The organism is Trinickia sp. LjRoot230, assembly GCF_964253315.1.
Lineage (GTDB): Bacteria > Pseudomonadota > Gammaproteobacteria > Burkholderiales > Burkholderiaceae > Trinickia.
In genome coordinates this window covers 3,416,000-3,441,340 of the sequence record NZ_CAXUQX020000001.1, presented here as the reverse complement: position 1 = coordinate 3,441,340, position 25,341 = coordinate 3,416,000, and the positions used below count along the sequence as shown (strand labels likewise).

The following is a 25,341-nucleotide window of genomic DNA, read 5'->3' as shown; positions in this document are numbered from 1 at the left end:
ATATCAGAGCGTGTCGAGTACCGTGCGCAGCATGGCCATCATCTGATCGATCTCGCCGGTCGTGATATTCAAGGCGGGCATGAAGCGCAGCAGATTCGGCCGCGCCGCATTCAAGAGCAGCCCATCGGGCTGCAACAGGCGCGCCTTTTCGACGATCCGCGGCCCGATATCCTTGCCAAGCAGCAGCGCCCGCAAAAGGCCCTCACCGCGTTCGCCTTCGAACCCGCGCTCGGCCGACAGCTCGAGCAACTGCTTGCGCAGATACTCGCCGCGTTCGCGCACGCCTTTGAGGAAACCCGGCGCGCACAGTTGCGAGAGTACGGAATAGCCGACGGCCGTCATCAGCGGATTGCCGTTGTAAGTGCCGCCTTGGTCGCCCGCTTCGAAAACGGCGATCTCGGCTTTCGACAAGAGTGCCGCGAGCGGCACGCCGCCGCCGATGCCCTTGCCGAGCGTCATGATGTCGGGCTCGATGCCCGCGTGCTCATAGGCGAACAGCGTACCGGCACGCCCACAACCGCTTTGCACCTCATCGACGATCAGCAGCACGTTATGGCGCTTGGTCAGTGCGCGCAACGCCTGCATGAATTCGCGCGTGGCCGGAATGACACCGGCTTCGCCTTGTATCGGCTCGAGCATGACGGCAACGGTTTTCTCGCTGATCAGTTGCTCGACCGATTCAATGTCATTGAGATCCGCTTTCGGGAAGCCCGGGACTTGCGGCGCGTAGATCGTGTCCCAGCCGGCTTTGCCGCTGGCGGACATCGTCGCAAGCGTGCGGCCGTGAAAGCTGTGATCGAACGTGATGATCTCGTAGGCGCCGTTCTTGAATTTCTTGCCCCACTTGCGCGCCAGCTTGATCGCGCCTTCGTTGGCTTCGGCGCCGCTGTTCGCGAAGAAAACTTTGTCGAAGACGCTGTGCTCGGTGAGCAGGCCCGCCAAACGCGCCATCGGCTCGTTATAGAAAGCGGGCGACGGGTTGATGAGCAGACGCGCTTGCTTTTCGAGTGCTTCGATCATGCCCGGATTGCAATGGCCGAGGCAGTTCACGGCCCAGCCCTGAATGAAATCGAGGTAGCGCTTGCCCTCGTTGTCGAAGATCCACGAGCCTTCGCCACGCGTGAAGACGACCTCGGGCCGATTGGTGATGTACATCAGCGACTGCGTCGGATACTCATTGAAGTGCATCGGGTGGCTCCGCGAAAAGTAAGTGACAGGCGATGAGAAGGCCCGCGCCTTAAGGAAATGAAAAAAGCCACGGAATTCCGTGGCTTTCACTGTCTGACCGGTTTTTTGACCAGTTTCGCGCTTAACCTTGTTGCTGCAAGGCGCGCATCAGCGACGAGCCAACGGCTTCCCAAGCGGGCAGCGAGCGTCGACGTCGAAGCGAGGTCAGGATCGGGTTCATGCGCGCAAGAATACGACAGCATGCGCGCAGATGCAATCGACGGTTTGTCACACCGCGTTGGCGAGATCGGCTTCGCTCGTAAAGGAGTCCGCGTAGAACTCGTCGGCCGGCAACCCATGATGGCTCGTGAAATCGCGCAACGCCGCTTCGACCATGACGGGCGCGCCGCACGCATAGACCTGATAGCCCGAGAGATCGGCCAAGTCTTCGATGACGGCGCGATGCACGAAGCCGGTTCGGCCGCTCCAGGCATCGCTTGGGTCGGGCTCGGAGAGCACCGGCACGAACCGAAAGTTCGGATGATCATTCGCCCATTGAGCGGCCAACTCCATCAGGTACAGGTCTTTCTTGCGGCGCCCGCCCCAGTACAGCGTCATCGGCCGGTCGATGTTCTTGAACAACGCATGCTCGACGATGGCTTTGAGCGGAGCGAAGCCTGTGCCCGACGCCAGCAGCACGATCGGCTTGTTGGAATCTTCGCGCAGGAAGAACGTACCGAGCGGGCCTTCGAAGCGCAGGATGTCGCGCTCTTTCATCGTGTTGAAAACGTGATCGGTGAACGTGCCGCCGGGCATATGGCGCACGTGCAACTCGATCGGGCCTTCAGCGTGCGGCGCGCTCGCCATCGAATAGCTGCGGCGCTTGCCGTCCTTCAAGATGAATTCGATGTACTGGCCGGCGAGATACTGCAGCCGCTCGTTGGCCGGCAACTGCAGTTTCAAGACCGCGACGTCGTCCGCCTTGCGCTCGATCGCGTTCACACGGCAAGGCAGTTTCTTCACTTGGACGTCGCCGACACCGGCAATTTCGCGCACGTCGATGACGAGATCCGCTTGTGCTGTCGCGCAGCAAAAGAGCGCCATGCCGCGCGTTTTCTCGTCGTTGGAAAGCGCCGACGACGAGTGCGAGCGCTGCAGGATTTCACCCGACACGACGGCGCCTTTACACGAACCGCACGCGCCGTTCTTACAGCCGTACGGCAGGCCGATGCCCTGGCGCAGTGCGGCCGTCAACACGGGTTCGTCGGGTTCCACTTGAAACTGCCGGCCGCTTTGCCGGAGGGTCACGTTGTATGACATAGCCTTCGAACGAAAAATAGAAAATCTGGCCCGGCGCGGGTTCAACGTCGCTCGATCGCCCTTTGCCCTTTGCCCTTGTCCAGCGCGTACGCCGCCTCCCAGCTACAATGCCCGCCATGAAAGCGACACGACTTCTGCGGCGAGCGCGCTGCCTCATCGTCGGATGCGGTGACGTCGGGCTGCGCGCAGTCCGTCTGATGGCGGCTCAGGCCGCGGGCACCCGCATCGTCGCGCTGACGAGCCAGCCCGAGCGCATGGAGCAACTGCGGGCGGCCGGCGTCGTGCCGATGCTGGGTGACCTGGATGCGCGGCGCACACTGCGGCGCCTGAACGGACTGGCGCCCACGGTGCTGCACCTTGCGCCGCCGCCATCGTCCGGCGGCGAAACCGACCCGCGCACGCAGGCGTTGATCGCAGCGCTGAGCGCCCCAGCAAGACTTCGCGCAGCGCGCGCCGCATGCGCTGCGCCGACAGCGCGGCTGCGCCGCATGCATGCGCATCTGCCGTATAGCCCGTTACGACAAACAAGTATTGTACCCGACGCTTTAGCCGTGCCGCGGGCGGCGGTGCGGCTCGTCTATGCCAGCACGACGGGCGTTTATGGAGACTGCGGCGGCGCGCTGATCGACGAGACGCGGCCCGTGAACCCGACCAACGCGCGGGCCAAGCGCCGCGTCGATGCGGAGCGGCAGCTTCGCCAAGTGACGGCACGCGGCGCGCTGCGTGCGAGCATCGTGCGCATTCCCGGTATCTATGCGGCCGAGCGGTTGCCGCTCGCAAGGATCGCACGCCACATGCCCGCGCTTCACGACGCTGACGACGTCTATACCAACCATATTCACGCTGACGATCTCGCCGCGATCTTGTTGCGCACGTTGCGATGCGGTGCGCCCGCTCGCGTGTTTCATGCGAGCGACGACAGCGTGCTGAAGATGGGGGCGTACTTCGATCTGGTCGCGCGTGCGTACGGATTGACGCCGGTGCCGCGTATTTCCCGTAGCGAAGCCGAGCGGCAACTCGAGCCGCTTACGCTGTCGTTCATGAGCGAGTCGCGGCGGCTGGCGAACTCGCGTTTGAAGCGCGAGCTGCGCGTCGCGCTGCGCTATGCACGCGTGGAAGACTTTCTCGCCACGGTGCGTGTCACGTAGTCACGTAAGCGCAGGCAGCAACTCGATCAGGACGAAGCAAAAGAGCGCGCCGATCAAAGCGCCGATGAGATTCGGCTGATAGCGGCGCTTCAGATGCATCGCAATCAGCAAAGCGGCGATAACGAGCGCGCCCAGCGCTACGAATGCCGGCATCGTAGTTGACATGATCATGGTGCTCCTCCCATGCCGCGTTTCTAATGATTTCTAATAGTTCGTACTCCGAAGTATATGACTACGCACCGCCGCGATGTGTGTGGTGCGGCCCACTATCGAGAGGTTCTTCCATTCAGCACGGAGGGTTGCCCGTCAGCGGACGCCCAGGGCGTCAAGATCGGCTTCGTCAAGCCAGCGCCAGGCGCCTGGCGCGAGCGTGGAAGGCAGCGCGAGCATGCCGATCCGCTCGCGATGCAGTGCTTCGCAGCGGTTGCCCGCTGCGGCGATCATTCGCTTGACTTGATGGTATTTACCCTCGTTGACGGTCAGCTCGACGAGCCGTTCGCCGCGCGGGTGGACGGCCGCCGCCGCGATTAATTGCTTCTCGCCGTGCAGCAGTACGCCGTCTCGCAGTGCGACGAGCTGCGTGTCGTCGAGCGGATGGCGCGTCGTGGCCAGATACGTCTTGGGCACCTTGCGTTTGGGCGAGGTGTAGGCATGGATGAATTTGCCATCGTCGGAAAGGAGCAGCAGGCCCGTCGTGTCTTCGTCGAGACGGCCGACGCATTGCACGCCGCGCGCAGCCAGTTGGCCGGGCAACAATGCAAAGACGCTCAGGTGATGCTGCGGCTCGCGCGAACATTCATAGCCGGCGGGCTTGTTCAACATCAGATACGCGCGTTCGCGAAAGTGCCACTGCTGGCCATCGACTTCGAAGCTAAGCGCATCGGTGGAAAAAGACGCAGTCGGCTCGCGGCACACGGCCCCGCCGATACTGACGCGGCCTTCGGCAATCAGCGCGCGGCATTGACGTCGCGAGCCGAAGCCCTGGGTGAAGAGAATGCTGTCGAGGTCCATGGGGCGTGGCGCGTAGAGAAGTCGGCGGCATTTTATCAAGCCGGCTTGCCGCAACCGGAGCAACTCCCCGATAATCCAACGCTCGCGACGACTCGCTTTCGCATTTTCGGATATCCATATTTCGCGGCTAAAACGGCTCAGATTTGACCTTCCTCAATCAGCCGTGCCAGCGTTGACATGTCCACGCCATAGTTTTTCGGCTCGTGTGTTGATGGCGTCCGTCCACGCGGAGGATTCTCTTACTTATCGGCGACAAGCAGGTCAGCCAATCCCATACCCGCCGATTCATTACCCGAATCAGGTTGTTCAGGCTCTCGGTATAGGCGTTGGTCAAGGGGTGATCGAAGTACGCCAGAATCGATGGCATCCAGTTCTGGAATGCCTTGGTCAGCGGCTCGAAGTGTCCGTGCAGGCCGTGCGGAATCGACTTGAACCATTCGCCATAGGCGTCGTGTGCGTCGCCCGGCGTCGGGCTGTCCGCAGACCGTCTTTCCAGTGCGGTAGCCATTGCCAGTTCGCCGCCACGTTCATCGCCTTATCCAGGTTTTCCAGTCAGTCATGCACCGCGAGAATTTAGAATTTGCTCTTGTCGCTCAAATTCGGATAATCCGCCAGGTCGTTGAGAAATTCCTCGCGCAGTACGTCCAGGTCACCACCGCGACTGTCAGCGCCGAAGATCCTGAGCGCTGCGCGCTAAGTAGGATCCTCGCCACGCGCAATCGAGATCCACCGCGCCTCATATTCGCCCGGCATCACCTGGAGGCGTACGCCATCGTGCGCGTAGCCGACTATCGGCCGACCGGCTTTGACCCGGATTCTGCAATGTGCGATGTACGCCTCACCAAACAATGGGTTCTTCGGACCGGAGGCAACCGGTTTTCCGTTATTCAGGAAGGAACTCTTGCGCGAGCACGTCGTCAACGGTCCACGGCAAAGCCTCGGGGAACACGTCGAGGTCAAGGCCCGTTTCATTGCTCGCGATACTGCGCGCCTTCGACCAGACGATATCGAGCCATGCCGCGTCGCTAAACTTGCCACGCATACTCGGCGCTTCGTTTAGCACGTAGGCGACTTCCTTGCGCTGCGTGCGAATCGTGAACTGCCAGCTCTTGCTCCGACGCGAAGGCTGAAACTGCCACTTCAACAGATGCGCCAACAGCACCGACATGCGGCTCGTCAATTCGAGTTGCTCGCTCTTGCCCACGTCCTCGATCTCGTCGGCGATATGCTCGACATCGATGGCCGACAACTTGCCGGCACGCAGCAGGGCGACTTGCTCGTTCGCCCAAGCGACCACGTCCTGCTCATAACTCGTTCCCATGAACGCACCTCACTTAATGAATACGCGGGTTCACCTATGCCCCCATTGGGGGTATATCAAGTTTCATTTGCATTCCACATCAAATCTCGCGAACATACGCCCAAACCACGTCCGGCATGTTTTCGATAGTCACTGGTATCGACAGGTGCCAACCACTTATTGAGCGTTTTCTCCGGCACACTGGTCCGGGTTGCGAACGCTGCCCGTGTGAGCCCGAGAGATTGCATCGCTTCTCGTAGAAACGCTTGTTGGGTCTGCGCTTTGGCCTTCCTTCGTTCCATCAGATGACTCCGCGCACGACGGAAGCTAGTGCTACGGGATCGCCGTCCACAAGACGTACCATACCTTTTTATAATATCGCGACATCGCCTGGCAGCAACCATCAAATCCGGAATCGGAAGAGATCGAGAAATCAGCCTGTCAACCGTGAATCACGGATACCCATATTTTCGATATATCAGTTTGGCAAGGGATCTCATGCATTCATCAGCGCGACGTTCGATGATGCGCGGCCTCGCGGCGGCTGCGTTTTTTACCGCGGCTCAACTGGCCTGCGCGCACGCTCGGCCGGTGCATGCTGTGCCGGCGCAGGGCGCCGCCGTCGTTGCGCCGACTGCGGTGACGATCGATTTCGACGATGCACTCGAGCGCGCGTTCAGCTCGATCGAGGTCACCGATGCGGCCGGCCGATCGGTGACGCTCGGTAGATCGACACTCGCCGGTACCAACAAGAAGCGCATGTCCGTCGCGCTCGGCGCGCTCGAACCGGGAGCCTATCGTGTCAAATGGGTTGCCGTTGCCGTCGATGGACATCGCACGCAGGGCAGCTATTCGTTCAGCGTGAAAAAATGAACGCCACTGTGAACGCGTGGAACGCGTAAGCCAGCTTCCCTCAAACGTTCAATGGCCGGAGCCGCCCGCGATGGCCCGGTACAGCGTCTCTTTCAGTGACTCGAACACGGGGTTGTCGTTATCGTTGCGATGGACGAACAGCAGCTCGACCGGGCTCGACGGCGTCGTACGCACGGGCCGATAGACGACGCCCTCGAACTGCAGCATCGCGGCCGCAGCCGGAATCAGCGCCACGCCGATGCCGGCCCGCACCAGTGCCAGCATCGAGTGGATCTGGCTCACGTATTCGACGATGTCGGGCAGCACACCCGCGCGCTCGAGCAGCCCGCTCACCAGTTGATGAAAATAGCGCGCTTCGTACGGCGAATACATCAGTAGCGGCTTGCCGATGCAGTCGGCAAGCGACGGCCTGGCCGGCCATTGCGACGCGGCGCCCACAGGCAGCGCCAACACCAACGCCTCGCGCGTGCACGGCCGCGCTACCAGCTCGCCATGCTCCACGGGCGGGCGCAACAGGCCGACATCGATTTGCCGCGCATCGAGCGCTTCGAGCTGCGCGCCGCTTACCATTTCCTTCAATGTCAGCCGCACGCCCGACGACGCCCCGCGCACCGCGCTTACAACCGCCGGCAAGAGCCCGTAGCCGACCGACGCGGTGAAGCCGATGGCCAGAGAGCCAGCCGCGCCTGCGGCCACCCGCCGTGCCGTAGCCGCCGCTTCGTCGGCGAGCCGCAAAATGCGCGCCGCGTCCGGCAAGAAGCTGCGCCCGGCGGCCGTCAGGCGCACCGAACGGCTGCTGCGCTCGAACAACTCGGTGCCCACCTGATGCTCGAGTAGACGAATCTGTCTGCTCAACGGCGGCTGCGTCATGTGAAGTCGCTCCGCGGCGCGCCCGAAGTGCAATTCCTCCGCGACCGCCACGAAACAGCGAAGCTGGCTCAGTTCGAACATCAATTCAATTTAGGTATTAATCGAGTCAGTCGTTATCTTGGACGTGAATCGTTCTCGATGCAAGAATCGCCTCATTCTTTCGTTTCGTTCGTTTGGAACGCCCCTTTACACGCCAGGCCACCATGACCCGCTACAGCCCCACCGAATTCGCCCGCCAAATTGGCACGGGCTTGCTGTCCTTCCCTGTCACGCACTTCAAGGAAGACGACCTCTCGTTCGACGAGAACGCTTATCGCGCCAATCTCGACTGGCTGCTCGGCCATCCGGCCGCGGGCTTGTTCGCCGCTGGCGGCACGGGCGAGTTCTTCTCGCTGACGCCCGCTGAGGTGAGCCGCGTCGTGCGCGCAGCCGTCGAGGAAACCGGCGGGCGCACGCCGGTGATCGCGCCGGCCGGTTACGGCACCGCGATGGCCAAGGAATTCTGCCAGGCGGCGCAGGCTGCGGGCGCCGACGGCATCTTGCTGCTGCCGCCGTATCTGACGGAAGCGTCGTCCGACGGCGTCGCGGCGCATGTCGAGCAAGTGTGCAAATCGACGGATCTCGGTGTGATCGTCTATAACCGCGCGAATCAGATCCTCGACGAAGTGGCGCTCGAGCGTCTGGCCGAGCGGTGCCCGAACCTCGTCGGCTTCAAGGACGGCGTAGGTGACCTCGAACTGATGACGCGCATTCACGCGCGACTGGGCGACCGCTTCACCTATGTGGGCGGCCTGCCGACAGCCGAAACGTTCGCGCTGCCGTACTTGACGCTCGGCGTGACGACCTATTCGTCTGCGATCTTCAATTTCCTGCCCAAGTTCGCACTCGACTTCTATGCCGCCGTGCGCGCCAACGACCAAGCAAAGGTCTATGCGGAGCTGAACAAATTCGTGCTGCCTTACATCGCGCTGCGCAACCGCAAGCGCGGTTATGCGGTGTCGATCGTGAAGGCGGGTATGCGCGCAATCGGCCGCAGCGCAGGCCCGGTGCGCACACCGCTCACCGATCTGACCGAAGCAGAGTTCGCCGAGCTCACGCGTCTCGTGCAACTCGCGCAAGAGGGCTAAGCATGTCAGTCAATGTCAACGGCGAGCTGCTGATCGGCGCTGCACGTGTGACCGGCGAGGCCGGTGCCTTCCGTGCGATCGACGCGGCGACCGGTGCGTCGATCGAGCCGCCCTTTACGCTCGCAAACCTCGCGCAGGTTCAGCGGGCTTGCGAGCTCGCGCAAGCGGCGTTCGACGTGTATCGTGAAACCACGCCGGTTACGCGCGCTACGTTTCTCGAGACGATCGCCGCACAAATCGAAGCATTGGGCGACGTCCTCATCGAACGAGCCATGGCGGAAACGGCATTGCCGCGTGCCCGGCTCGAAGGTGAGCGCGCGCGTACCTGTAATCAATTGCGCCTGTTCGCGCAGCTCGCCAAACGCGGCGACGCGCTCGATGTGCGCATCGACCCCGCGTTGCCCGAGCGCAAGCCATTGCCGCGCGCCGATTTGCGCATGCGGCGCATTGCGCTCGGCCCCGTGGCCGTGTTTGGCGCCAGCAACTTTCCGTTGGCGTTTTCGGTGGCGGGCGGCGATACCGCTTCGGCGCTCGCAGCGGGCTGCCCGGTCGTCGTGAAGGCGCACTCCGCGCATCCCGGGACCTCGGCCCTCGTTGGCCAGGCGGTTCAGGCGGCCGTGGCCCGATGCGGGCTGCCCGAAGGCGTTTTCTCGCTGATCTTCGCCGAAAGGGAGAATTCGGGTGCACTCGTTGCCGACGAGCGTATCCAGGCTGTGGGCTTCACCGGCTCGCGCGCCGGCGGTGTCGCGTTGATGCGCATCGCGCAAGCGCGTACGCAGCCGATTCCCGTCTATGGCGAGCTGAGCGCCGTGAACCCGGTGTTCCTGCTGCCGGCTGCGCTCGATACACGAGCCGACGCGCTCGGAACGCAATTCGTCGATTCGCTCACGCTCGGCGCGGGCCAGTTCTGCACGAACCCCGGCTTGCTGCTGGCAATCGAGGGTGCCGGGCTGGATCGGTTTCTTACCGCCGCTGCGACGGTGTTGTCGGAGCGCGCAGCCCAGCCGATGCTAACACCCGGTATTTGCGATGCGTATCGGCGCGGGGTGGAGCGTCTGGCGCACGAGCCGAATGTGACCTGTGTTGCGCGCGGGCGTTCGGGCGACGCGCCCAATCGCGGCGAAGCGGCGCTCTTCACGACCGACGCCGACAGCTTTCTCGCGCAACCGGCGTTGCACGACGAGATCTTCGGTGCCGCAGCGCTGGTCGTGCGGTGTCGCGATGCGGCGCAGCTGATGGCGCTCGCGCGTGCACTTGAGGGCCAACTCACGGCGACGTTGCACTTGAATGCCGATGACGCGCGCGACTCCGTGCTCGCCCGGGCCTTGCTGCCGACGCTCGAACGCAAGGCCGGCCGCATTCTGGTGAACGGCTGGCCGACGGGCGTGGAAGTCACGCATGCAATGGTGCACGGCGGCCCGTGGCCCGCGACGACCGATGGCCGCTCGACTTCGGTCGGCACGGCCGCGATCGAGCGTTTCTTGCGGCCGGTCTGCTATCAGGACATGCCCGATTCGCTGTTGCCGGAAGCCCTGCGCGAAGCGAACCCGTGGCAAGTGCGGCGCCTCGTGGATGGCCTCCTGGCGGCGGGAGCGAGTGACAACTGACGCGTTGAGGCGTTGATGCGTTGATACGCACAGCGAGCAATAGGGATACACAACCCGCCGGGCATGCACCCGGCGGCTGAACGAGCGGGGCAGCGCGAAGCGCGCGAAGCCTCGCACTAACGGAGGAGACGATGGATATCAAAGCCCCTGTGGCAGATGCACAGAGCACACCGAGCACGTTGCGCGCGACGCGCGTGCGGTTCCTGATCCTGGCGATGCTGTTTCTCGTCACGACGATCAATTACGCCGACCGTGCAACCGTTTCGATCGCTGGTTCGGCGATGCAAAAAGACCTCGGCTTCAGCCCGGTCGCGCTCGGCTATATCTTTTCGGCATTCGGCTGGTCGTACGTCGTGGCGCAATTGCCGGGCGGATGGCTGCTCGACAAGTTCGGCTCGCGGCGCGTGTACGGCGCGAGCATTTTGATCTGGTCGATCTTCACGTTTACGCAAGGAACGATCGGCTTTCTGACCGGCGCGGCCGCGGTTGCAGCGGTCTTCGCGCTGCGCTTTTTGGTGGGCGTTGCCGAAGCGCCGGCCTTTCCGGCCAATTCACGCATCGTCGCGGCCTGGTTCCCCGCTAACGAACGCGGCACCGCATCGGCCATTTTCAATTCGGCGCAGTACGCCGCCACGGTTATCTTCGCGCCGCTGATGGCGTGGCTCGTGCACAGCTTCGGCTGGCACGAAGTGTTCATCGTGATGGGCGTGCTCGGCGTCATTGCCGCCGTGCTCTGGCAGATCTTCGTGCGCGATCCGAAGGAACATCCGCGTGTGAACCGCGCCGAGCTCGAATATATCGAGAACGGCGGCGGCCTCGTCGACATCGATCGCAAGGTAAGCTCCGCGCGCCGCGAAGGCCCGAACCTTGGCTATATCAAGCAGTTGCTGCGCAATCGGATGCTGATGGGCATCTACATCGCACAGTACTGCATTAACGCACTCACGTACTTTTTTATCACCTGGTTCCCGATCTACCTCGTGCAGGCCCGCGGCATGTCGATTCTGAAGGCCGGTTTCGTGGCCTCGGTGCCGGCGGTGTGCGGCTTTCTTGGCGGCATCCTCGGCGGCATCATCTCCGATGCGCTGCTGCGTCGCGGCACGTCGCTCTCGATCGCACGCAAGGTGCCGATCGTCCTCGGCATGCTGTTGTCGATGAGTATGGTCGTGTGCAACTACGTCGATGCGCAGGTGGTCGTCGTCGCGTTCATGGCGCTGGCGTTCTTCGGCAAGGGGCTCGGGGCACTCGGCTGGGCCGTCAACTCCGATACGGCGCCCAAGCAGATCGCCGGCTTGAGCGGCGCGCTGATGAACACGTTCGGCAACCTGTCGAGCATCACCACACCGATTGCGGTCGGGTATATCGTGGGCCATACAGGCTCGTTCAATGGCGCACTCGTCTTCGTGGGCTTGCACGGACTCGTCGCAGTGATCTGCTATGTGTTCGTCGTCGGCAAGATCGAGCGGGTCGAACTCAAGCCGGTCCAGCAATAAAACGATACGGAGCGAATCACGGTGGAGCAGCAATCAATCGGTGGCGGCAAGGCGGACAACTCGGGTGATACGCCGCTCGTCATGCACATGCAGGTGATTCCCGTGGCGGGACGCGACAGCATGTTGCTGAACCTGTGCGGCGCGCACGGTCCCTTTTTTACGCGCAACCTCGTGATCCTGACCGATTCGGCGGGCCGCACGGGCGTGGGCGAAGTGCCCGGCGGCGAGGGCATCCGCGCGGCGCTCGAACGCGTCGCGCCGCTGGTCGTCGGCACGGCGATCGGGCGGATGAATGGCACGCTCAACGCCATTCGTCGCGCGCTGGGCGGCGGTGCCGACACCGGGCATCGCGGCACGGTCTATGAAGTGGGCTCGCAGGCGGAATCCGCGGTGCTGCGACAGCCGCACGAGATCAACCTGCGCATGGACAACGTGCTGACCGCGGTCGAGGCCGCGCTGTTGGATCTGCTCGGGCAGCACTTGGGTGTGCCGGTGGCCGAGCTGCTCGCGAACGGCCAGCAACGCGCGCGCGTGCCGATGCTCGCGTATCTCTTTTATATCGGCGACAAAGGCAAGACCGATCTGCCGTATCTCGATGGCGGCAACGGACGTGACGATTGGCTGCGTCTGCGTCACGAAACCGCGCTGACGCCGGCGCATATTGCGCGCCTCGCGCAAGCGGCGACCGAGCGCTACGGCTTTGCCGACTTCAAGTTGAAGGGCGGCGTGATGGACGGCGACGACGAAATGGAGGCCATCGCCGCGATCAAGGGGTGCTTTCCGGACGCGCGTGTCACGCTCGATCCGAACGGTGCGTGGTCGCTCGACGAAGCGATTCGCTTGTGTCGCGGGCAGGGCCATCTGCTGGCGTACGCCGAAGATCCATGTGGCCCCGAGAATGGTTATTCGGGGCGCGAGACGATGGCCGAATTCAAGCGCGCGACTGGCATTCCGACGGCCACGAACATGATCGCGACGGACTGGCGCCAGCTTGGCCATGCAGTTTCGCTGCAAGCGGTCGATATTCCGTTGGCGGACCCGCATTTTTGGACCATGCAAGGCTCCGCACGCGTGGCGCAATTGACGAGCGAATGGGGCCTGACCTGGGGCTCGCATTCGAACAATCACTTCGATGTGTCGCTTGCGATGTTCACGCATGTCGCGGCGGCGGCACCGGGCCGGATTACCGCAATCGACACGCATTGGATCTGGCAAGAAGGCGAAGAGCGCCTGACACGCGAGCCGCTCGACATCGTCGGCGGCACAGTGGGCGTGCCCGAGCGGCCCGGGCTTGGCATCGAAATCGATCTCGAACGCGTGATGCAGGCGCACGCGCTTTACAAGTCGCTCGGCAGCGGGGCGCGCGATGACGCGATGGCGATGCGCTACCTCGTGCCCGGATGGAACTACGACGCGAAGCGGCCCAGCTTCGGACGCGCGATGCGCGGCGCGGCCCACACGTAATACGTAATACGAACTACGTAACAGCGATAGCTACGGCTACCGATCCACTGATCATCTGATATTCCGATCCAAGATGGCGAACGCTTCTTCCGCAGCTTCCAAGACCCCCGTCGTGACACGCATGCGCGTCGTTCCGGTGGCGGGCCGCGACAGCATGCTGCTCAACCTGAGCGGCGCGCACGGTCCTTTTTTCACGCGCAATATCGTCATCATCGAAGACAGCAGCGGCCGCTCGGGTCTTGGCGAAGTGCCTGGCGGTGAAGGCATCCGCCGCACGCTGCAAGAAGCGGCTGAGCTCGTCGTCGGCACGCCGATCGGGCGCTGGCAGGACGTACTCAACGCCGTGCGCCGGCGCTTTGCCGATCGCGACGCGAGCGGTCGCGGCACGCAAACGTTCGATTTGCGGATCACCGTGCACGCGGTGACGGCGATCGAAGCGGCGTTGCTCGACTTGCTGGGCCAATATCTCGAAGTGCCCGTCGCCGCGCTGCTCGGCGAGGGTCAGCAGCGCACCCATGTGCCGATGCTCGGCTATCTTTTTTACATCGGTGAGCGCGAGCGCACCGAGCTCGACTATCGCAGCGAGCCCGATGCCGACAACGCGTGGTTCCGCCTGCGCAACGAACCGGCGCTCACGCCGCAAGCGGTCGTGAAGCTGGCCGAGGCCGCGCACGAACGTTATGGCTTTCGCGACTTCAAGTTGAAGGGCGGCGTGCTGTCGGGCGACGAGGAGATTGCCGCAGTGACGGCGCTGGCCGAGCGGTTTCCCGACGCCCGCATCACGCTCGACCCGAACGGTGCCTGGTCGCTCGCCGAGGCCATTCGTCTGTGCCGCGGCAAGAACGACGTGCTCGCCTATGCGGAAGATCCGTGCGGCGCCGAGGGCGGCTATTCGGGCCGCGAAGTCATGGCGGAATTTCGCCGTGCCACCGGGTTGCCGACGGCCACGAACATGATCGCGACCGACTGGCGTCAACTCGGCCATGCGGTATCGCTGCAATCGGTGGATATCCCGCTGGCCGATCCGCACTTCTGGACGATGCGCGGCTCGGTGCGCGTAGCGCAGCTTTGCGCCGAATGGGGGCTGACGTGGGGCTCGCATTCGAATAACCACTTCGATATTTCGCTCGCGATGTTTACGCATGTCGCGGCGGCGGCTCCTGGCGAAATCACGGCGATCGACACGCATTGGATCTGGCAGGATGGCCAGCATCTCACGCGCGCACCGTTTGAAATCAAGGAAGGCCGCGTGGCCGTGCCCGAGCGCGGTGGCCTCGGGATCGAACTCGACGAGCAGGCGCTGGCCGCTGCACATGCGCTTTATCTCGAGCATGGTCTGGGCAGCCGCGATGATGCGGTGGCGATGCAGTACCTGATCCCGGGCTGGACGTTCGACAACAAGCGTCCTTGCCTCGTACGCTGATGCGCTCGTGCACATGACGAAGTAACGATGGAGTCTCAAGCAATGTCCGTAACCTCATCTGCGCCCGAAGCGAAAGTCGAGCGCGCGCTTACGATCCGCGTGGACGAGCGCGACAACGTCGCAATCGTCGTGAACGCGCGAGGTCTGCCCGCGGGCACCGCGCTCGACGATGGCACCGTCCTCGTGCAGGGTGTGCCGCAGGGGCACAAAGTTGCGCTTGCCGATCTCGCCGAGGGCGAGGCCGTGGTCCGCTATGGCGAAATCATCGGCTATGCGGCCAAAGCATTGCCGCGCGGCAGCTGGGTGGACGAGCACGCGGTGCAGCTGCCGCAGCCGCCCGCACTCGAATCGCTGCCGCTCGCCACGCGCAAGGTGCCCGAGCAGCCTGCACTCGAAGGCTATACGTTCGAGGGCTACCGCAATGCCGACGGCACCGTCGGCACGAAGAACGTGCTCGGCATCATGACGAGCGTGCAATGCGTGTCGGGCGTGACCGAATACGTGGTCGGCCGGATCAAGCGCGAACTGATGCCGCGCTATCCGAACGTCGACGACGTGGTCGCGCTCACGCACACCTATGGCTGCGGCGTGGCGATCAACGCGCCGGCTGCCATCGTGCCGATCCGGACGCTGCAAAATCTCGCGGTGAATCCGAATTTTGGCGGCGAGGTGATGGTCATCGGACTTGGCTGCGAAAAGCTCGCACCCGAGCGGCTTGTCCCGTCGCACCTCGCGCCGGGCGGGCGAATTCCAATCGAAGTGGCCGGCAAGGCGCAATCGCCGGTGTTATCGCTACAAGACGAGGCGTTCGAAGGTTTCGGCGCAATGGTCGATGCGATTCTCGAGATGGCGGGCGAGCGTCTTGCGCGCTTGAACGAACGTCGGCGCGAGACGTGCCCCGCGTCCGATCTCGTGATCGGCGTGCAGTGCGGCGGCAGCGACGCGTTTTCGGGCGTGACGGCCAACCCGGCCGTTGGCTACGCAGCCGATTTGATCGTGCGCGCCGGCGGCACCGTGATGTTTTCCGAAGTCACCGAAGTGCGCGATGCGATTCACCTGCTGACGCCGCGGGCCATCGACGAAGAAGTCGGCCGTTCGCTGCTGCGTGAAATGGCCTGGTACGACGACTACCTGAGCGGCGGCCGCGCGGACCGCAGCGCCAATCCGTCGCCGGGCAACAAGCGCGGCGGGCTGTCGAATGTGGTCGAGAAGGCGCTAGGCTCGATCGTCAAGTCCGGCACGAGCCCGATCATCGACGTGCTCGGTCCGGGCGAGAAGATGCGTCGCAAGGGGCTCATCTTTGCGGCCACGCCTGCGAGCGACTTCGTTTGCGGCACGCTGCAGCTTGCCTCCGGCATCAACTTGCAGGTCTTCACGACCGGCCGAGGCACGCCGTACGGCTTGGCCATGGCCCCGGTCATCAAGGTGTCGACGCGCAAGGCGCTCTCGGAACGCTGGCACGATCTGATCGATCTCGATGCGGGGCGCATTGCCACCGGTGAGGCGAGCATCGCCGATATCGGCTGGGAGCTCTTCCGGATGATTCTCGACGTGGCGAGCGGACGGCGCCAGGTCTGCGCGGATCGTCTGGGCCTGCATAACGATCTCGTGCTGTTCAACCCCGCACCGGTGACCTGATATGACGACGATCACGACGACGACCACGACCGAGCCGCGCGTCGCCACGGACCCGCTCGAAGGTGTGCGCACGCGCTGCGGGCGCATCCTGTTGACCGGCGCCGCCGGCAATCTCGGGCGCGTGTTGCGCGAGCGCCTGACGCGCTATTGCGACGTGCTGCGCCTGTCCGACCTCGCGGCGCTCGACGAGGTGCGCGATGGCGAGGAATCGATGCGTTGCGATCTTGCAGATGCGGCGGCCGTCGATGCACTCGTGCGCGGCTGCGACGTCATCGTGCATTTGGGCGGCGTGTCGGTCGAGCGTCCGTTCGAAGAAATCCTGCCGGCCAATATCGCGGGCGTCTATCACGTCTACGAAGCGGCGCGTCGACACGGCGTGCGGCGTGTCGTGTTCGCGAGCTCGAACCACGTCACCGGTTTTTATCGGCAAGACGAACTGATCCGCCCGGAAGACCCACCGCGCCCCGACGGGTATTACGGTCTGTCGAAGGCGTTCGGCGAGCAGCTTGCGCGCTTTTACTTCGATCGATACGGTATTGAGACCGTCTCGGTGCGAATCGGCTCGTCGTTTCTCGAGCCGAAGGACCGCCGCATGCTGACGTCCTGGCTCGGCTACGACGACTTGGAGCAGCTCGTGCGCCGTGCGATGTTCGTGCCGAAGGTCGGCTGCCTCGTCGTCTACGGCGTGTCGGCCAACCGCGACTGGTGGTGGGACAACGAAGCGGCCGCGGCCCGGCTCGGCTACGTCCCCGCGCAAACGAGCGAGCCATGGCGCGCGCGCATCGAGAACGAACAGCCGCCGTTGCCCGAAACCGATCCGATTCGCCGCTATCAAGGCGGCGCGTTCGTGGTTGCCGGACCGTTCGGAGATTGAGCGGCCATGATTGAAACGATTCCGGTCGAGCGTATCGGCGCCATGCGCTGTCAGGTGGGTGAAAGCCCGCTCTGGCACGCGGGCGAACGCGCGCTTTACTGGACCGACATTCCGGCGCGCCAGCTTTGGCGTTGGAACAGGCGCACGGGTCATGCCGATTACTGGACGCTGCCGGAGATGGCCGGCTGCATCGCGCTGATCGACGAAGGCGGCATCGCGCTTGCGATGGAAACGGGGATTTACCGTGTGCCGCATCCGGTGCCGGGCATGGCGCTCGGTGCCGCAACGTTGCTCGCGAGCGTGACGCATGCGCGCACCGATATGCGCTTTAACGACGGACGCTGTGACCGTCAGGGGCGCTTCATCGCGGGCACGATGGTCCTCGATACGACGCTTGCCGCGCCGCTTGGTCAGTTGTTGAGGCTCGATGTCGCCAACGATCGAATCGATCAAGCTAGCCAACCCGGCCGGCTCGCGCTGCTCGCTGGCGACCTCATCGTCTCCAACGGGCTCGCCTTTAGCCCCGATGGCCGCACGATGTACTTATCCGATTCGCATGCGAGCCGGCGCATGATCTGGGCGTTCGACTACGACATCGACACGGCAACGCCGCACGATCGGCGTATCTTCGTCGATATGAACGCGTACGCCGGTCGGCCCGATGGCGCGGCGATCGACGAGGACGGCTGCTACTGGATCTGCGGCAACGATGCGGGGTGCGTGTATCGCTTCACCCCCGCGGGCAGGCTCGATCGAAGCATCGCGGTGCCGGCTGCCAAGCCTGCCATGTGCGCATTCGGCGGCGAGGGACGCGAGACGCTCTTCGTTACGTCGATCGAAGCCGCGGATGATCCGCTTGGCGGGGCGGTATTCGCATTGGAACCCGGGGTGAAGGGTATGCCCGAGCCGGCGCTGCGTCTGCAACTTTGATGGTGATCGAAGCCAAAACGCAACAACAGTGCAAAACAACGCAATAAGACCGCAACAAGAACGCAACCAGGAAATTGAGACCATGCTTAACAACGGAGGAGACATGAAACGTTCCAATCTCGCACATCGTGTGAGCCGCATCGCGGCTGCGGTGTGCTTTTCGCTGGCCGCGACGGCAAGCTTTGCCGATCCGGTGTCGCTCAACATCGTCGACGTCGCGGGTAACCTCGCGCTGACGAAGGCGGGCTTCGAGGCCTTCAAGGCGAAGTATCCGAATCTCGTCAGCAACATCACCTATACGAACGCGCCTGCGCCGCAATTGCCTGGCAAGTTGAAGGCGATGCAGGCGGCGGGCCGCTCCGATATCGATCTCGTCGTGACCGGCACCGACGCGCTGGCCGCCGGTATCGAGCAGAACATCTGGACGAAGGTGTCGACCGAGGACAGCAAAGGGTTCTCCGACGCACTCGGTAAATACGCACCGGCCCCGCGCAAGATGCAGGACCTGGCACAGGGCTATGGCCTCGAAGTGACCTACATGCCGGCCGGCCCGCTGCTCGAGTACAACCCCGCAAAGGTGAGCGCGGCCGACGTGCCGAAGACGCCCGAGCAGTTGCTGTCGTGGTGCAAGGCGCATCCGAACAAACTCATCTATGCACGCCCGGCCAACTCCGGCCCGGGGCGCACGTTCCTGATGGGGCTGCCGTATGTGCTGCACGACAAGGACCCGCAAGACCCGATCAACGGCTGGGACAAGACGTGGGCGTTCCTCAAGCAGTTGAATGAATGCGTGCCTTACTACCCGGGCGGCACCTCGGCGGTCATGAAGGAACTCGGCGAAGGCACGCGCGACATGACCGTCACCGTGACCGGCTGGGACATCAACCCGCGCGCGCTCGGCATCGTTCCTGCCGATTTCAAGGTGGCCGCGTTCGAGAACATGACGTGGATCAACGACGCGCATTACATGGTGATCCCGAAGGGCGTGCCGAAGGAAAAGCTCGACGTGCTCCACAAGCTGATGAGCTTCATGCTGGAGCCCGCCCAGCAGGCGATGACGTTTGACGACGGCTACTTCTATCCGGGCCCGGCAATCAAAGGCGTGACGATCAAAGACGCGCCGGCGCATTCGCAAGAGGTCATCCAGAAGTACGGCCGCTCGGAATACGAGACGTGGATCGCCAAATATCCGCATGCGCTGCCGCTGCCGGCTGACAAGATGGTTGCGGCATTCCAGAAATGGGACCGCGAAGTCGGCGCACAGAAGACCAAGTAAGGCAAGGGAAGACGGTGCGCGCCGCACGCGCTGCGCGCACCCCGAAATGCGAGTCAGGAAATCATCATGAAGCATACATTCGACCGTTTGCGCCTCAACGGCGTGTGCCGCAGTTTCGCTAACGCCGAGGGCGCGCACGTGGCCGCGCTGCAAGGGCTCGATCTCACCATCGAGCGCGGCGAATTCATCGCACTGCTCGGACCGTCAGGCTGCGGCAAGTCGACGGCCCTCAACTGCCTGGCCGGTCTGCAGCCGCTTACGGGCGGCGAAATCTGGCTGGACGACACGCGCATCGACGTGCTCGCGCCCGAAAAGCGCGGCTTCGGCATGGTCTTTCAGAACTACGCGCTGTTTCCGCACATGTCGGTGCTCGATAACGTGGGCTTCGGACTCAAGATGCGCGGCGTGTCGCGCGCCGAGACCACGCGTCGCGCGCGCGCGGCTTTGCAACTGGTGCAGCTCGTCGGACACGAGAACAAGTTGCCCGGGCAACTCTCGGGTGGCCAGCAGCAGCGCGTCGCCATTGCGCGCGCCATCGTGATCGAGCCGCCCGTCGTGCTGATGGACGAACCGCTTTCCAATCTCGATACGAAGCTGCGCATCGAAATGCGTGCTGAAATCCGACGCATTCATGGCGAGCTCGAACGCGCAACGATCTACGTCACGCACGATCAGGACGAAGCATTGTCGATGGCGGACCGCATCGTCGTGATGAAAGAAGGCGCCGTGCAACAGGTGGCGGCGCCGAAAGAAGTCTATGGCCGGCCGAAGAATCTGCACGTCGCACGCTTTATGGGATATCGAAATGTCATCGGCTGCACGCTGGAAGGCGCGGCGGGCGAGGGCATGCGGGTGAATGCGGGCGGCGTGTCGCTCGTCGGAACGCCGATGGAATCGTTCGATGCGAAAGCGGCGATGCTTGCCATTCGCCCCGAAGATCTGGTGCGTGCGGAGTCCGGCTCGGCGAACGCATTCGACGTCGATGTCGAAGTGGTCGAATACGGCGGCCGCGATTCGCTGCTCTTCGTCAAGGCGTCGTTCGGCAAGATGTGGGCGCGCGTCGAGGGCGAGTTCACTGAAGGCGAGCGCATCAGGCTTGCGATCGCACCGGAGCGTGCGCTCGTGTACCGCCCGGAGCTTGCATCATGAGCGCGCTTTCGCTTAGCGGGCCGCGCGACGCGAAGGGCTGGCTCGTCACGCCGGCGCTTGGTTTCATCGTGGCGCTTTTCGTCTACCCGTTCGCCTACGGTCTCGTGCTGTCGTTTCAGCCGATGAACGGCGGCGGCGTGTTCGCCAACTACCTGACATTCTTCACCGACAGCGCGATGTGGCCGACGATCTTCGTCACGCTCAAGCTCGCTGTGCCGGCGACGCTCGTCAACGTCGGACTCTCGGTGCCGGTTGCGTTTTCGTTGCGCCGCAAGTCGCCGTATCAGAAGCTCGTGACGACGCTGCTGGTGATTCCGGTCACGCTCGGCACGGTGTTGATCGCCGACGGCATGCTCACGTATTTCTCGCCGAACGGATGGTTCACGCAAGGTGTGCAGGCGCTGCATCTGTACGGCGATGAAGTGCGGCTCACGCATAACTACTGGGGCGTATTGATTTCGCTGATCGTGTCGGGCTTTCCGTTCGCGTTCTTGCTGACGCTCTCGTACGTCACCGGCATCGACCCGACGCTCGCGCGCGCCGCGGCCACCTTGGGCGCGAGCCCTTGGCAGCAGTTCCGGCAGATCTATTTGCCGTTGCTCGTGCCGGGCTTGACGATGGCGGCCTGCCTGTCGTTCGTGCAGGCGTTCTCGGTGTTTCCGTCCGCCGTGCTGCTCGGCGCACCGGCCGGGCCCACGCGTGTGATTTCGATTGCCGCGTCCGAAGCCGCTTTTGAAAGCTACGACTACTCGCTCGCCTCGACGATTGCAATCTTGATGGGCTTCGTGCAATTGGTGGTGGTGGCCGGCATGCTCGGCGCGCGCCGCCTGTTTTATACCGGTCCGGTGACGGGAGGGAAGGGATGATGGCGACCGATAACCAAACGGCTCGCGCAATCGCGATGCACGAACCTGCCAGCGGGCGCGGTGCCGGGTTGAAGGATGCACCGGAGCGACGCCATACGGAAAGCATCGGCGGCCGCGTGTGGAAGGTGCTGGTACGTGGCGCGATGGTCTTCTTCCTGCTTAACGTGTTGCTGCTGATCGCAACCGTTGCGGTCAACTCGGTGGCGACGCGTTGGTTCGGCACGTTGCTGCCGCAGGGGTTCACGTTGCATTGGTATGCGCAGGCGTGGAGCGATTTCCAGTTGTCGAGCGTGTTGTGGGTGACGATGGAAGTGGTCGGTGCAGTCGTGCTGTTGTCGATTGCGCTGGGCGTGCCGGCGGCCTATGCGCTGGCGCGTGCGAACTTTCCGGGCAAGCGCATCGCCATGCTGACGTTCCTGCTGCCGTTGATGGTGCCGCCCGTGACGTACGGCATTCCGATGGCCACAGTGATGTACAAGGTGGGCCTGGCCGGCACGTTGCCCGGCGTGATTCTGGCCAACCTCGTGCCCGCGCTGCCGTTCGTGATTCTCGTTATGACGCCGTTCATCGAGCAGATCGATCCGAATCTCGAAGCCGCCGCGCGCATCTTCGGCGCCAATACGCTGCGGTATTTCCGCTACGTGCTGCTGCCGCTGCTCGTGCCCGGTATGCTCGCCGCGGGGTTGCTCGTGCTCGTGCGCACCATCGGCATGTTCGAGCTGACGTTTTTCACGGCTGGGCCGAGCACGCAGACACTCGTCGTCGCGCTCTATTACGCGGTGTTTTCGACGGGCGTGCGAGCGCCGCAGTCGATCGATGCAATGGCGATGATCTACATGGCCATTACGCTCGTCTGGGTGTTGATTGCGCTGCAGTTCGTGAGCCCGACGCAATTGGTCTCGCGTGTGAAGGAGCAGCGTTAGTCTTAACGTTGCCGTTACCTGTGTAAGCGAGCGCTGCGAAGCAGCGCTCGCTGAGCTCCGGGATCAGGTGCGTTCGATCGAGTATATGAGCCAAAGCTCATGCGAACGATGCGCCTGTCGCCTCGATCCGGTCGCGGTTTTCCGCCACGTACTCTGCGACGACGCGCATCGCGACGCGCACGCGCGGCATTCGCCGAAGGTCGGGATGCGCGACGAGCCACAGCTCAGACGCCATCTCGGACACAGGCCCCAATACGCGCACGAGCGCTGGATCGCCATCGGCTAGAAAGCATGGCAGGGGTGCGAGACCGATGCCGGCCCGAGCCATTTCGCGCAACGCGACGAGCGAATTTGCGCGATGGACGATTCGCGCCGGATCGACATGTTTTGCGATCCACCGGGCCGAGCCGAGATGCGCGAGGCTCTCGTCGGGACTGACCCAGTCGAGCGCGAGCGGATCGGCATCAGCTTCATCGGCCATGTATTCAGACGCACCGTAAATTGCGGATGCGACGGTTGCGAGTCGCTTCGCGACGAGACCGTCCGGCACCGACTCCGCAGGGCGCAACGCAATATCGGCATCACGTCGAGTGAGCGCCAGGAACGAATTCGTGACGACGACTTCCACGAGCAGTTCCGGATGCAAGTGCCGCAGCGTTTTGAGTGCTGGCGTGATAAACGCGAGCAGCGCTTCGGTTGTTGTCAGCCGCACGATACCCGCCAAGCGGCCGTCATGACCCGCGAGCCGGCGCGCGGTTTCATCAAGCTCGCGCAGCACGCGCTGCGCGAGGTCGATCGCCTCGTCACCGACGGGCGTTGCGGAGTAGCCGACGCGTGTCCGGTCGAACAAGCGCACGCCAAGCCGGCTTTCCAGATTACCCAGGCGCCGCCATGCGCTCGCATGGTTCACCTTGAGCTGCCGCGCGGCACCAGCCAGCGATTTCGCTTTCGCGAGCGCACAGAGCAGCCGTAGATCTTCGATATCGAGCAGTTCTTGTTGCGTTGGCAAACTGGCATTGCGCATCTGCAGTATTCCCTCGCGTTCGGCGTACAGCGATCATAACGCCAACATTTCTATTGCGAGGAGAGTGTGATGGCTGAGACCAATTTGCCGAGAGAAAGCCGCCGCATGATCGGCCGTTTGGCAGCCGGACTGCTGTTGTCGGGCTTGATCGACGCGCCCGCTCGCGCTCAGGTCGCGAGCACAAAAGACCAAACGGCCGAGCCGCCTGCCGGATTTATGAGCCGCTACCTCACGGTCGACGGATCAAGGATGCACTACGTCGAAGGCGGCGCAGGTCCCGTCGTGCTTTTGCTTCACGGCTGGCCTCAAACTTGGTGGGCGTGGCGCAAAGTCATGCCGTTGCTGAACGCCGAGCATCACGTCATCGCGCTCGACATGCCGGGCCTTGGCAAGTCGGACGTTTGCGCGAGCGGCTACACCAAGCGCAGCTTGGCGCGTCGTGTGCGTGCGTTCGCCGCAGCGCTCGGACACAAGCGCGTTGCACTCGTTGGTCACGACCTCGGCGCAGCGGTTGCCTACGCGTATGCCAAGCAATTTCATGACGATGTTTCGGCGCTTGTCGTGATGGACGATCCGCTGCCGGGATTGAAGGATTGGGACGTGGTCAAAGGCAAATGGCCGCGCTGGCACTTTGCGTTTCACAATGTAGTCGGCTTACCGGAAGCTTTGGTGTCGGGACGTGAGCTGATCTACCTGAGCTGGTTTTACCGAAACGCTTTTCAGGCCAACGCGATCACGGAGGCCGACGCCCGCGTGTATGCCGCCGCATACTCGCAGCCCACTGCGCTTCATGCCGGGTTCGAGTATTACCGCGCGTTCGAGCAGGATGCGGCGGAGAACGCGAAAGACGAAGCGCCTTTGACCATGCCGGTGCTGGCAGTGGGCGGCGAGCATTCGCCGTGGCGCTCCTATCTGCATGAACAACTGGAAGGTCGCGCGCTGTCTCTGGAGGGCGTCGTGGTACCTGAATGCGGCCATTTCATCGCCGAAGAGCAGCCGGTCTGGCTCGCGCAAACTCTTCGGCAGTTTCTCGCAACTCCTCTGCAAAAAGCTTAGGAGTGCGAACGACCAGTCAGACGGACCGACTGCCCACGGCGAGAAGCGCCTCGGTGTCAGCCTCCGCGATACCGCGGGTTAGCTTCGAGAAAGATACCGATGTTCGAATGGTATCCGCGATGCTTGAATTGAACGTCGCTCAATGCTTCCGAGAGATTCAGCACGTATCGCCTCGTTCCGTAATATTGCGCGATGCATTCTCCGCGCGCAGCGCCTTCCTTCTCGTAGCAAGGCGTGAGGGTTTGAGAGGTTGGAATTCGAACACCGTATGCGAAGCCGCTGGAGTCATATGTTTTGGCCTCGCTTCCACTGGCGCCTTTTCTGAACTTGACCGCTTCGATTTGAGCCTCGTATCGTTCGCCGTCGGGTGCGAGCGCCGAGCATTTGATGGTGTATTCGCCTTCTTGCCCGACGAGCAAGTTCTTCAGTTCGAGCACTGACGCTCCATTGCGGCCAGGCGTCGCGTCCTCGCGTTTGGCGTGAACGAAGCCGCTTGCTCCGCCGCCATGACTGACCAGGCAATACGTGTTTGAAAAAGTGGTCAGATCGCCGTCGCGGTCGACGAAATCGATAGAAGGCGTAGCGCAAGCAATTTCAGCTAAACCAAGAATCAGCAATCCTGCAGGAACGGTGGCTCTGAAATTCATATTGACTCTCTCGTAGAGTTGGTTTTGATCAAGAACGCAGCGACGCACAGTGAGCGCGAACGCCGGAACGCATGCTGCGGTAAGGGCAGCGTGAGCAGCGTAGTTGTCTTGAAAATGTGATCTTTACGAGGGCGGCAAATATGGGACAGCCGGTT

At 63.1% G+C, this 25,341-nt stretch carries 24 protein-coding genes; 15 read left to right on the top strand and 9 right to left on the bottom strand.

Going from position 1 to position 25,341, the window contains the following annotated elements:
- Nucleotides 1-3: 3 nt before the first annotated feature.
- Nucleotides 4-1,188, bottom strand: coding sequence for an acetylornithine transaminase (locus ACSQ20_RS15660; protein WP_436021485.1), 1,185 nt, complete (start codon nt 1,186-1,188; stop codon nt 4-6).
- Nucleotides 1,189-1,455: 267 nt separating this feature from the next.
- On the bottom strand, nt 1,456-2,487 hold the full coding sequence (locus ACSQ20_RS15655) for a CDP-6-deoxy-delta-3,4-glucoseen reductase (protein WP_436021483.1): 1,032 nt from the start codon (nt 2,485-2,487) through the stop codon (nt 1,456-1,458).
- Nucleotides 2,488-2,603: 116 nt separating this feature from the next.
- Between ACSQ20_RS15655 and ACSQ20_RS15650 the strand changes: the two genes are divergently transcribed.
- Nucleotides 2,604-3,635, top strand: a complete 1,032-nt coding sequence (locus ACSQ20_RS15650; protein WP_436021481.1) for an NAD-dependent epimerase/dehydratase family protein — start codon at nt 2,604-2,606, stop codon at nt 3,633-3,635.
- Here ACSQ20_RS15650 and ACSQ20_RS15645 read toward each other — a convergent pair whose 3' ends face one another.
- The 4 genes from ACSQ20_RS15645 to ACSQ20_RS15630 all read right to left on the bottom strand — a co-directional run bounded on the left by ACSQ20_RS15645 (nt 3,636) and on the right by ACSQ20_RS15630 (nt 5,967).
- Nucleotides 3,636-3,800, bottom strand: coding sequence for a hypothetical protein (locus ACSQ20_RS15645; RefSeq protein WP_436021479.1), 165 nt, complete (start codon nt 3,798-3,800; stop codon nt 3,636-3,638).
- A 141-nt stretch (nt 3,801-3,941) separates the two neighbouring features.
- Nucleotides 3,942-4,646, bottom strand: a complete 705-nt coding sequence (locus ACSQ20_RS15640) for a 16S rRNA pseudouridine(516) synthase (protein ID WP_436021477.1) — start codon at nt 4,644-4,646, stop codon at nt 3,942-3,944.
- A 157-nt stretch (nt 4,647-4,803) separates the two neighbouring features.
- A complete protein-coding gene (locus ACSQ20_RS15635; protein ID WP_436021475.1) occupies nt 4,804-5,154 on the bottom strand; it encodes a transposase in 351 nt (116 codons plus the stop codon).
- A 375-nt stretch (nt 5,155-5,529) separates the two neighbouring features.
- Nucleotides 5,530-5,967 carry a DUF29 domain-containing protein gene (locus tag ACSQ20_RS15630; protein WP_436021473.1) on the bottom strand — a complete coding sequence of 146 codons (438 nt, stop codon included), beginning with the start codon at nt 5,965-5,967 and terminating at the stop codon, nt 5,530-5,532.
- A 477-nt stretch (nt 5,968-6,444) separates the two neighbouring features.
- On the opposite strand from ACSQ20_RS15630, the gene copC reads away from it, so the two are divergent.
- Nucleotides 6,445-6,819, top strand: coding sequence for a copper homeostasis periplasmic binding protein CopC (gene copC / locus ACSQ20_RS15625; protein WP_436021471.1), 375 nt, complete (start codon nt 6,445-6,447; stop codon nt 6,817-6,819).
- 48 nt (nt 6,820-6,867) lie between these two features.
- Here copC and ACSQ20_RS15620 read toward each other — a convergent pair whose 3' ends face one another.
- Nucleotides 6,868-7,770: a LysR family transcriptional regulator gene (locus tag ACSQ20_RS15620; protein ID WP_436021469.1), complete on the bottom strand. Its 903-nt coding sequence runs from the start codon at nt 7,768-7,770 to the stop codon at nt 6,868-6,870.
- A 122-nt stretch (nt 7,771-7,892) separates the two neighbouring features.
- Between ACSQ20_RS15620 and kdgD the strand changes: the two genes are divergently transcribed.
- The 12 genes from kdgD to ACSQ20_RS15560 all read left to right on the top strand — a co-directional run bounded on the left by kdgD (nt 7,893) and on the right by ACSQ20_RS15560 (nt 22,459).
- Nucleotides 7,893-8,816 (top strand): 5-dehydro-4-deoxyglucarate dehydratase, encoded by a 924-nt coding sequence (kdgD, locus tag ACSQ20_RS15615; RefSeq protein WP_436021467.1) that lies wholly within the window; start codon nt 7,893-7,895, stop codon nt 8,814-8,816.
- A 2-nt stretch (nt 8,817-8,818) separates the two neighbouring features.
- Complete coding sequence (locus ACSQ20_RS15610) at nt 8,819-10,423, top strand: aldehyde dehydrogenase (NADP(+)) (protein ID WP_436021465.1); 1,605 nt, start codon at nt 8,819-8,821, stop codon at nt 10,421-10,423.
- 131 nt (nt 10,424-10,554) lie between these two features.
- Entirely contained in the window at nt 10,555-11,916 is a 1,362-nt protein-coding gene (locus ACSQ20_RS15605; protein WP_436021463.1) for an MFS transporter, read from the top strand.
- A gap of 21 nt (nt 11,917-11,937) precedes the next feature.
- The gene (locus ACSQ20_RS15600; RefSeq protein WP_436021461.1) at nt 11,938-13,380 is read left to right on the top strand and encodes an enolase C-terminal domain-like protein; all 1,443 of its coding nucleotides are present in this window, start codon (nt 11,938-11,940) and stop codon (nt 13,378-13,380) included.
- Between the two features lie 73 nt (nt 13,381-13,453).
- Nucleotides 13,454-14,803, top strand: a complete 1,350-nt coding sequence (gene gudD / locus ACSQ20_RS15595) for a glucarate dehydratase (RefSeq protein WP_436021459.1) — start codon at nt 13,454-13,456, stop codon at nt 14,801-14,803.
- A gap of 42 nt (nt 14,804-14,845) precedes the next feature.
- Nucleotides 14,846-16,441, top strand: coding sequence for a galactarate dehydratase (garD, locus tag ACSQ20_RS15590; RefSeq protein ID WP_436021457.1), 1,596 nt, complete (start codon nt 14,846-14,848; stop codon nt 16,439-16,441).
- Nucleotide 16,442: 1 nt separating this feature from the next.
- Nucleotides 16,443-17,315 carry an NAD-dependent epimerase/dehydratase family protein gene (locus ACSQ20_RS15585; protein WP_436021455.1) on the top strand — a complete coding sequence of 291 codons (873 nt, stop codon included), beginning with the start codon at nt 16,443-16,445 and terminating at the stop codon, nt 17,313-17,315.
- A gap of 6 nt (nt 17,316-17,321) precedes the next feature.
- A complete protein-coding gene (locus tag ACSQ20_RS15580) occupies nt 17,322-18,245 on the top strand; it encodes an SMP-30/gluconolactonase/LRE family protein (RefSeq protein WP_436021453.1) in 924 nt (307 codons plus the stop codon).
- Nucleotides 18,246-18,348: 103 nt separating this feature from the next.
- Nucleotides 18,349-19,521, top strand: a complete 1,173-nt coding sequence (locus ACSQ20_RS15575) for an extracellular solute-binding protein (protein WP_436021451.1) — start codon at nt 18,349-18,351, stop codon at nt 19,519-19,521.
- A gap of 66 nt (nt 19,522-19,587) precedes the next feature.
- Complete coding sequence (locus ACSQ20_RS15570) at nt 19,588-20,670, top strand: ABC transporter ATP-binding protein (protein WP_436021449.1); 1,083 nt, start codon at nt 19,588-19,590, stop codon at nt 20,668-20,670.
- Nucleotides 20,667-21,536 carry an ABC transporter permease gene (locus ACSQ20_RS15565; RefSeq protein WP_436021447.1) on the top strand — a complete coding sequence of 290 codons (870 nt, stop codon included), beginning with the start codon at nt 20,667-20,669 and terminating at the stop codon, nt 21,534-21,536. The genes ACSQ20_RS15570 and ACSQ20_RS15565 overlap by 4 nt, the downstream gene beginning before the upstream one ends.
- The gene (locus tag ACSQ20_RS15560; protein ID WP_436023144.1) at nt 21,536-22,459 is read left to right on the top strand and encodes an ABC transporter permease; all 924 of its coding nucleotides are present in this window, start codon (nt 21,536-21,538) and stop codon (nt 22,457-22,459) included. Before ACSQ20_RS15565 ends, ACSQ20_RS15560 begins: the two co-directional genes overlap by 1 nt.
- Before the next feature lie 97 nt (nt 22,460-22,556).
- On the opposite strand, the gene ACSQ20_RS15555 is transcribed toward ACSQ20_RS15560, so the two are convergent.
- On the bottom strand, nt 22,557-23,483 hold the full coding sequence (locus ACSQ20_RS15555; protein ID WP_436021445.1) for a LysR family transcriptional regulator: 927 nt from the start codon (nt 23,481-23,483) through the stop codon (nt 22,557-22,559).
- A gap of 69 nt (nt 23,484-23,552) precedes the next feature.
- Between ACSQ20_RS15555 and ACSQ20_RS15550 the strand changes: the two genes are divergently transcribed.
- Nucleotides 23,553-24,539: an alpha/beta fold hydrolase gene (locus ACSQ20_RS15550; protein ID WP_436021443.1), complete on the top strand. Its 987-nt coding sequence runs from the start codon at nt 23,553-23,555 to the stop codon at nt 24,537-24,539.
- A 56-nt stretch (nt 24,540-24,595) separates the two neighbouring features.
- Here ACSQ20_RS15550 and ACSQ20_RS15545 read toward each other — a convergent pair whose 3' ends face one another.
- On the bottom strand, nt 24,596-25,186 hold the full coding sequence (locus ACSQ20_RS15545) for a hypothetical protein (protein WP_436021441.1): 591 nt from the start codon (nt 25,184-25,186) through the stop codon (nt 24,596-24,598).
- Nucleotides 25,187-25,341 lie beyond the last annotated feature (155 nt).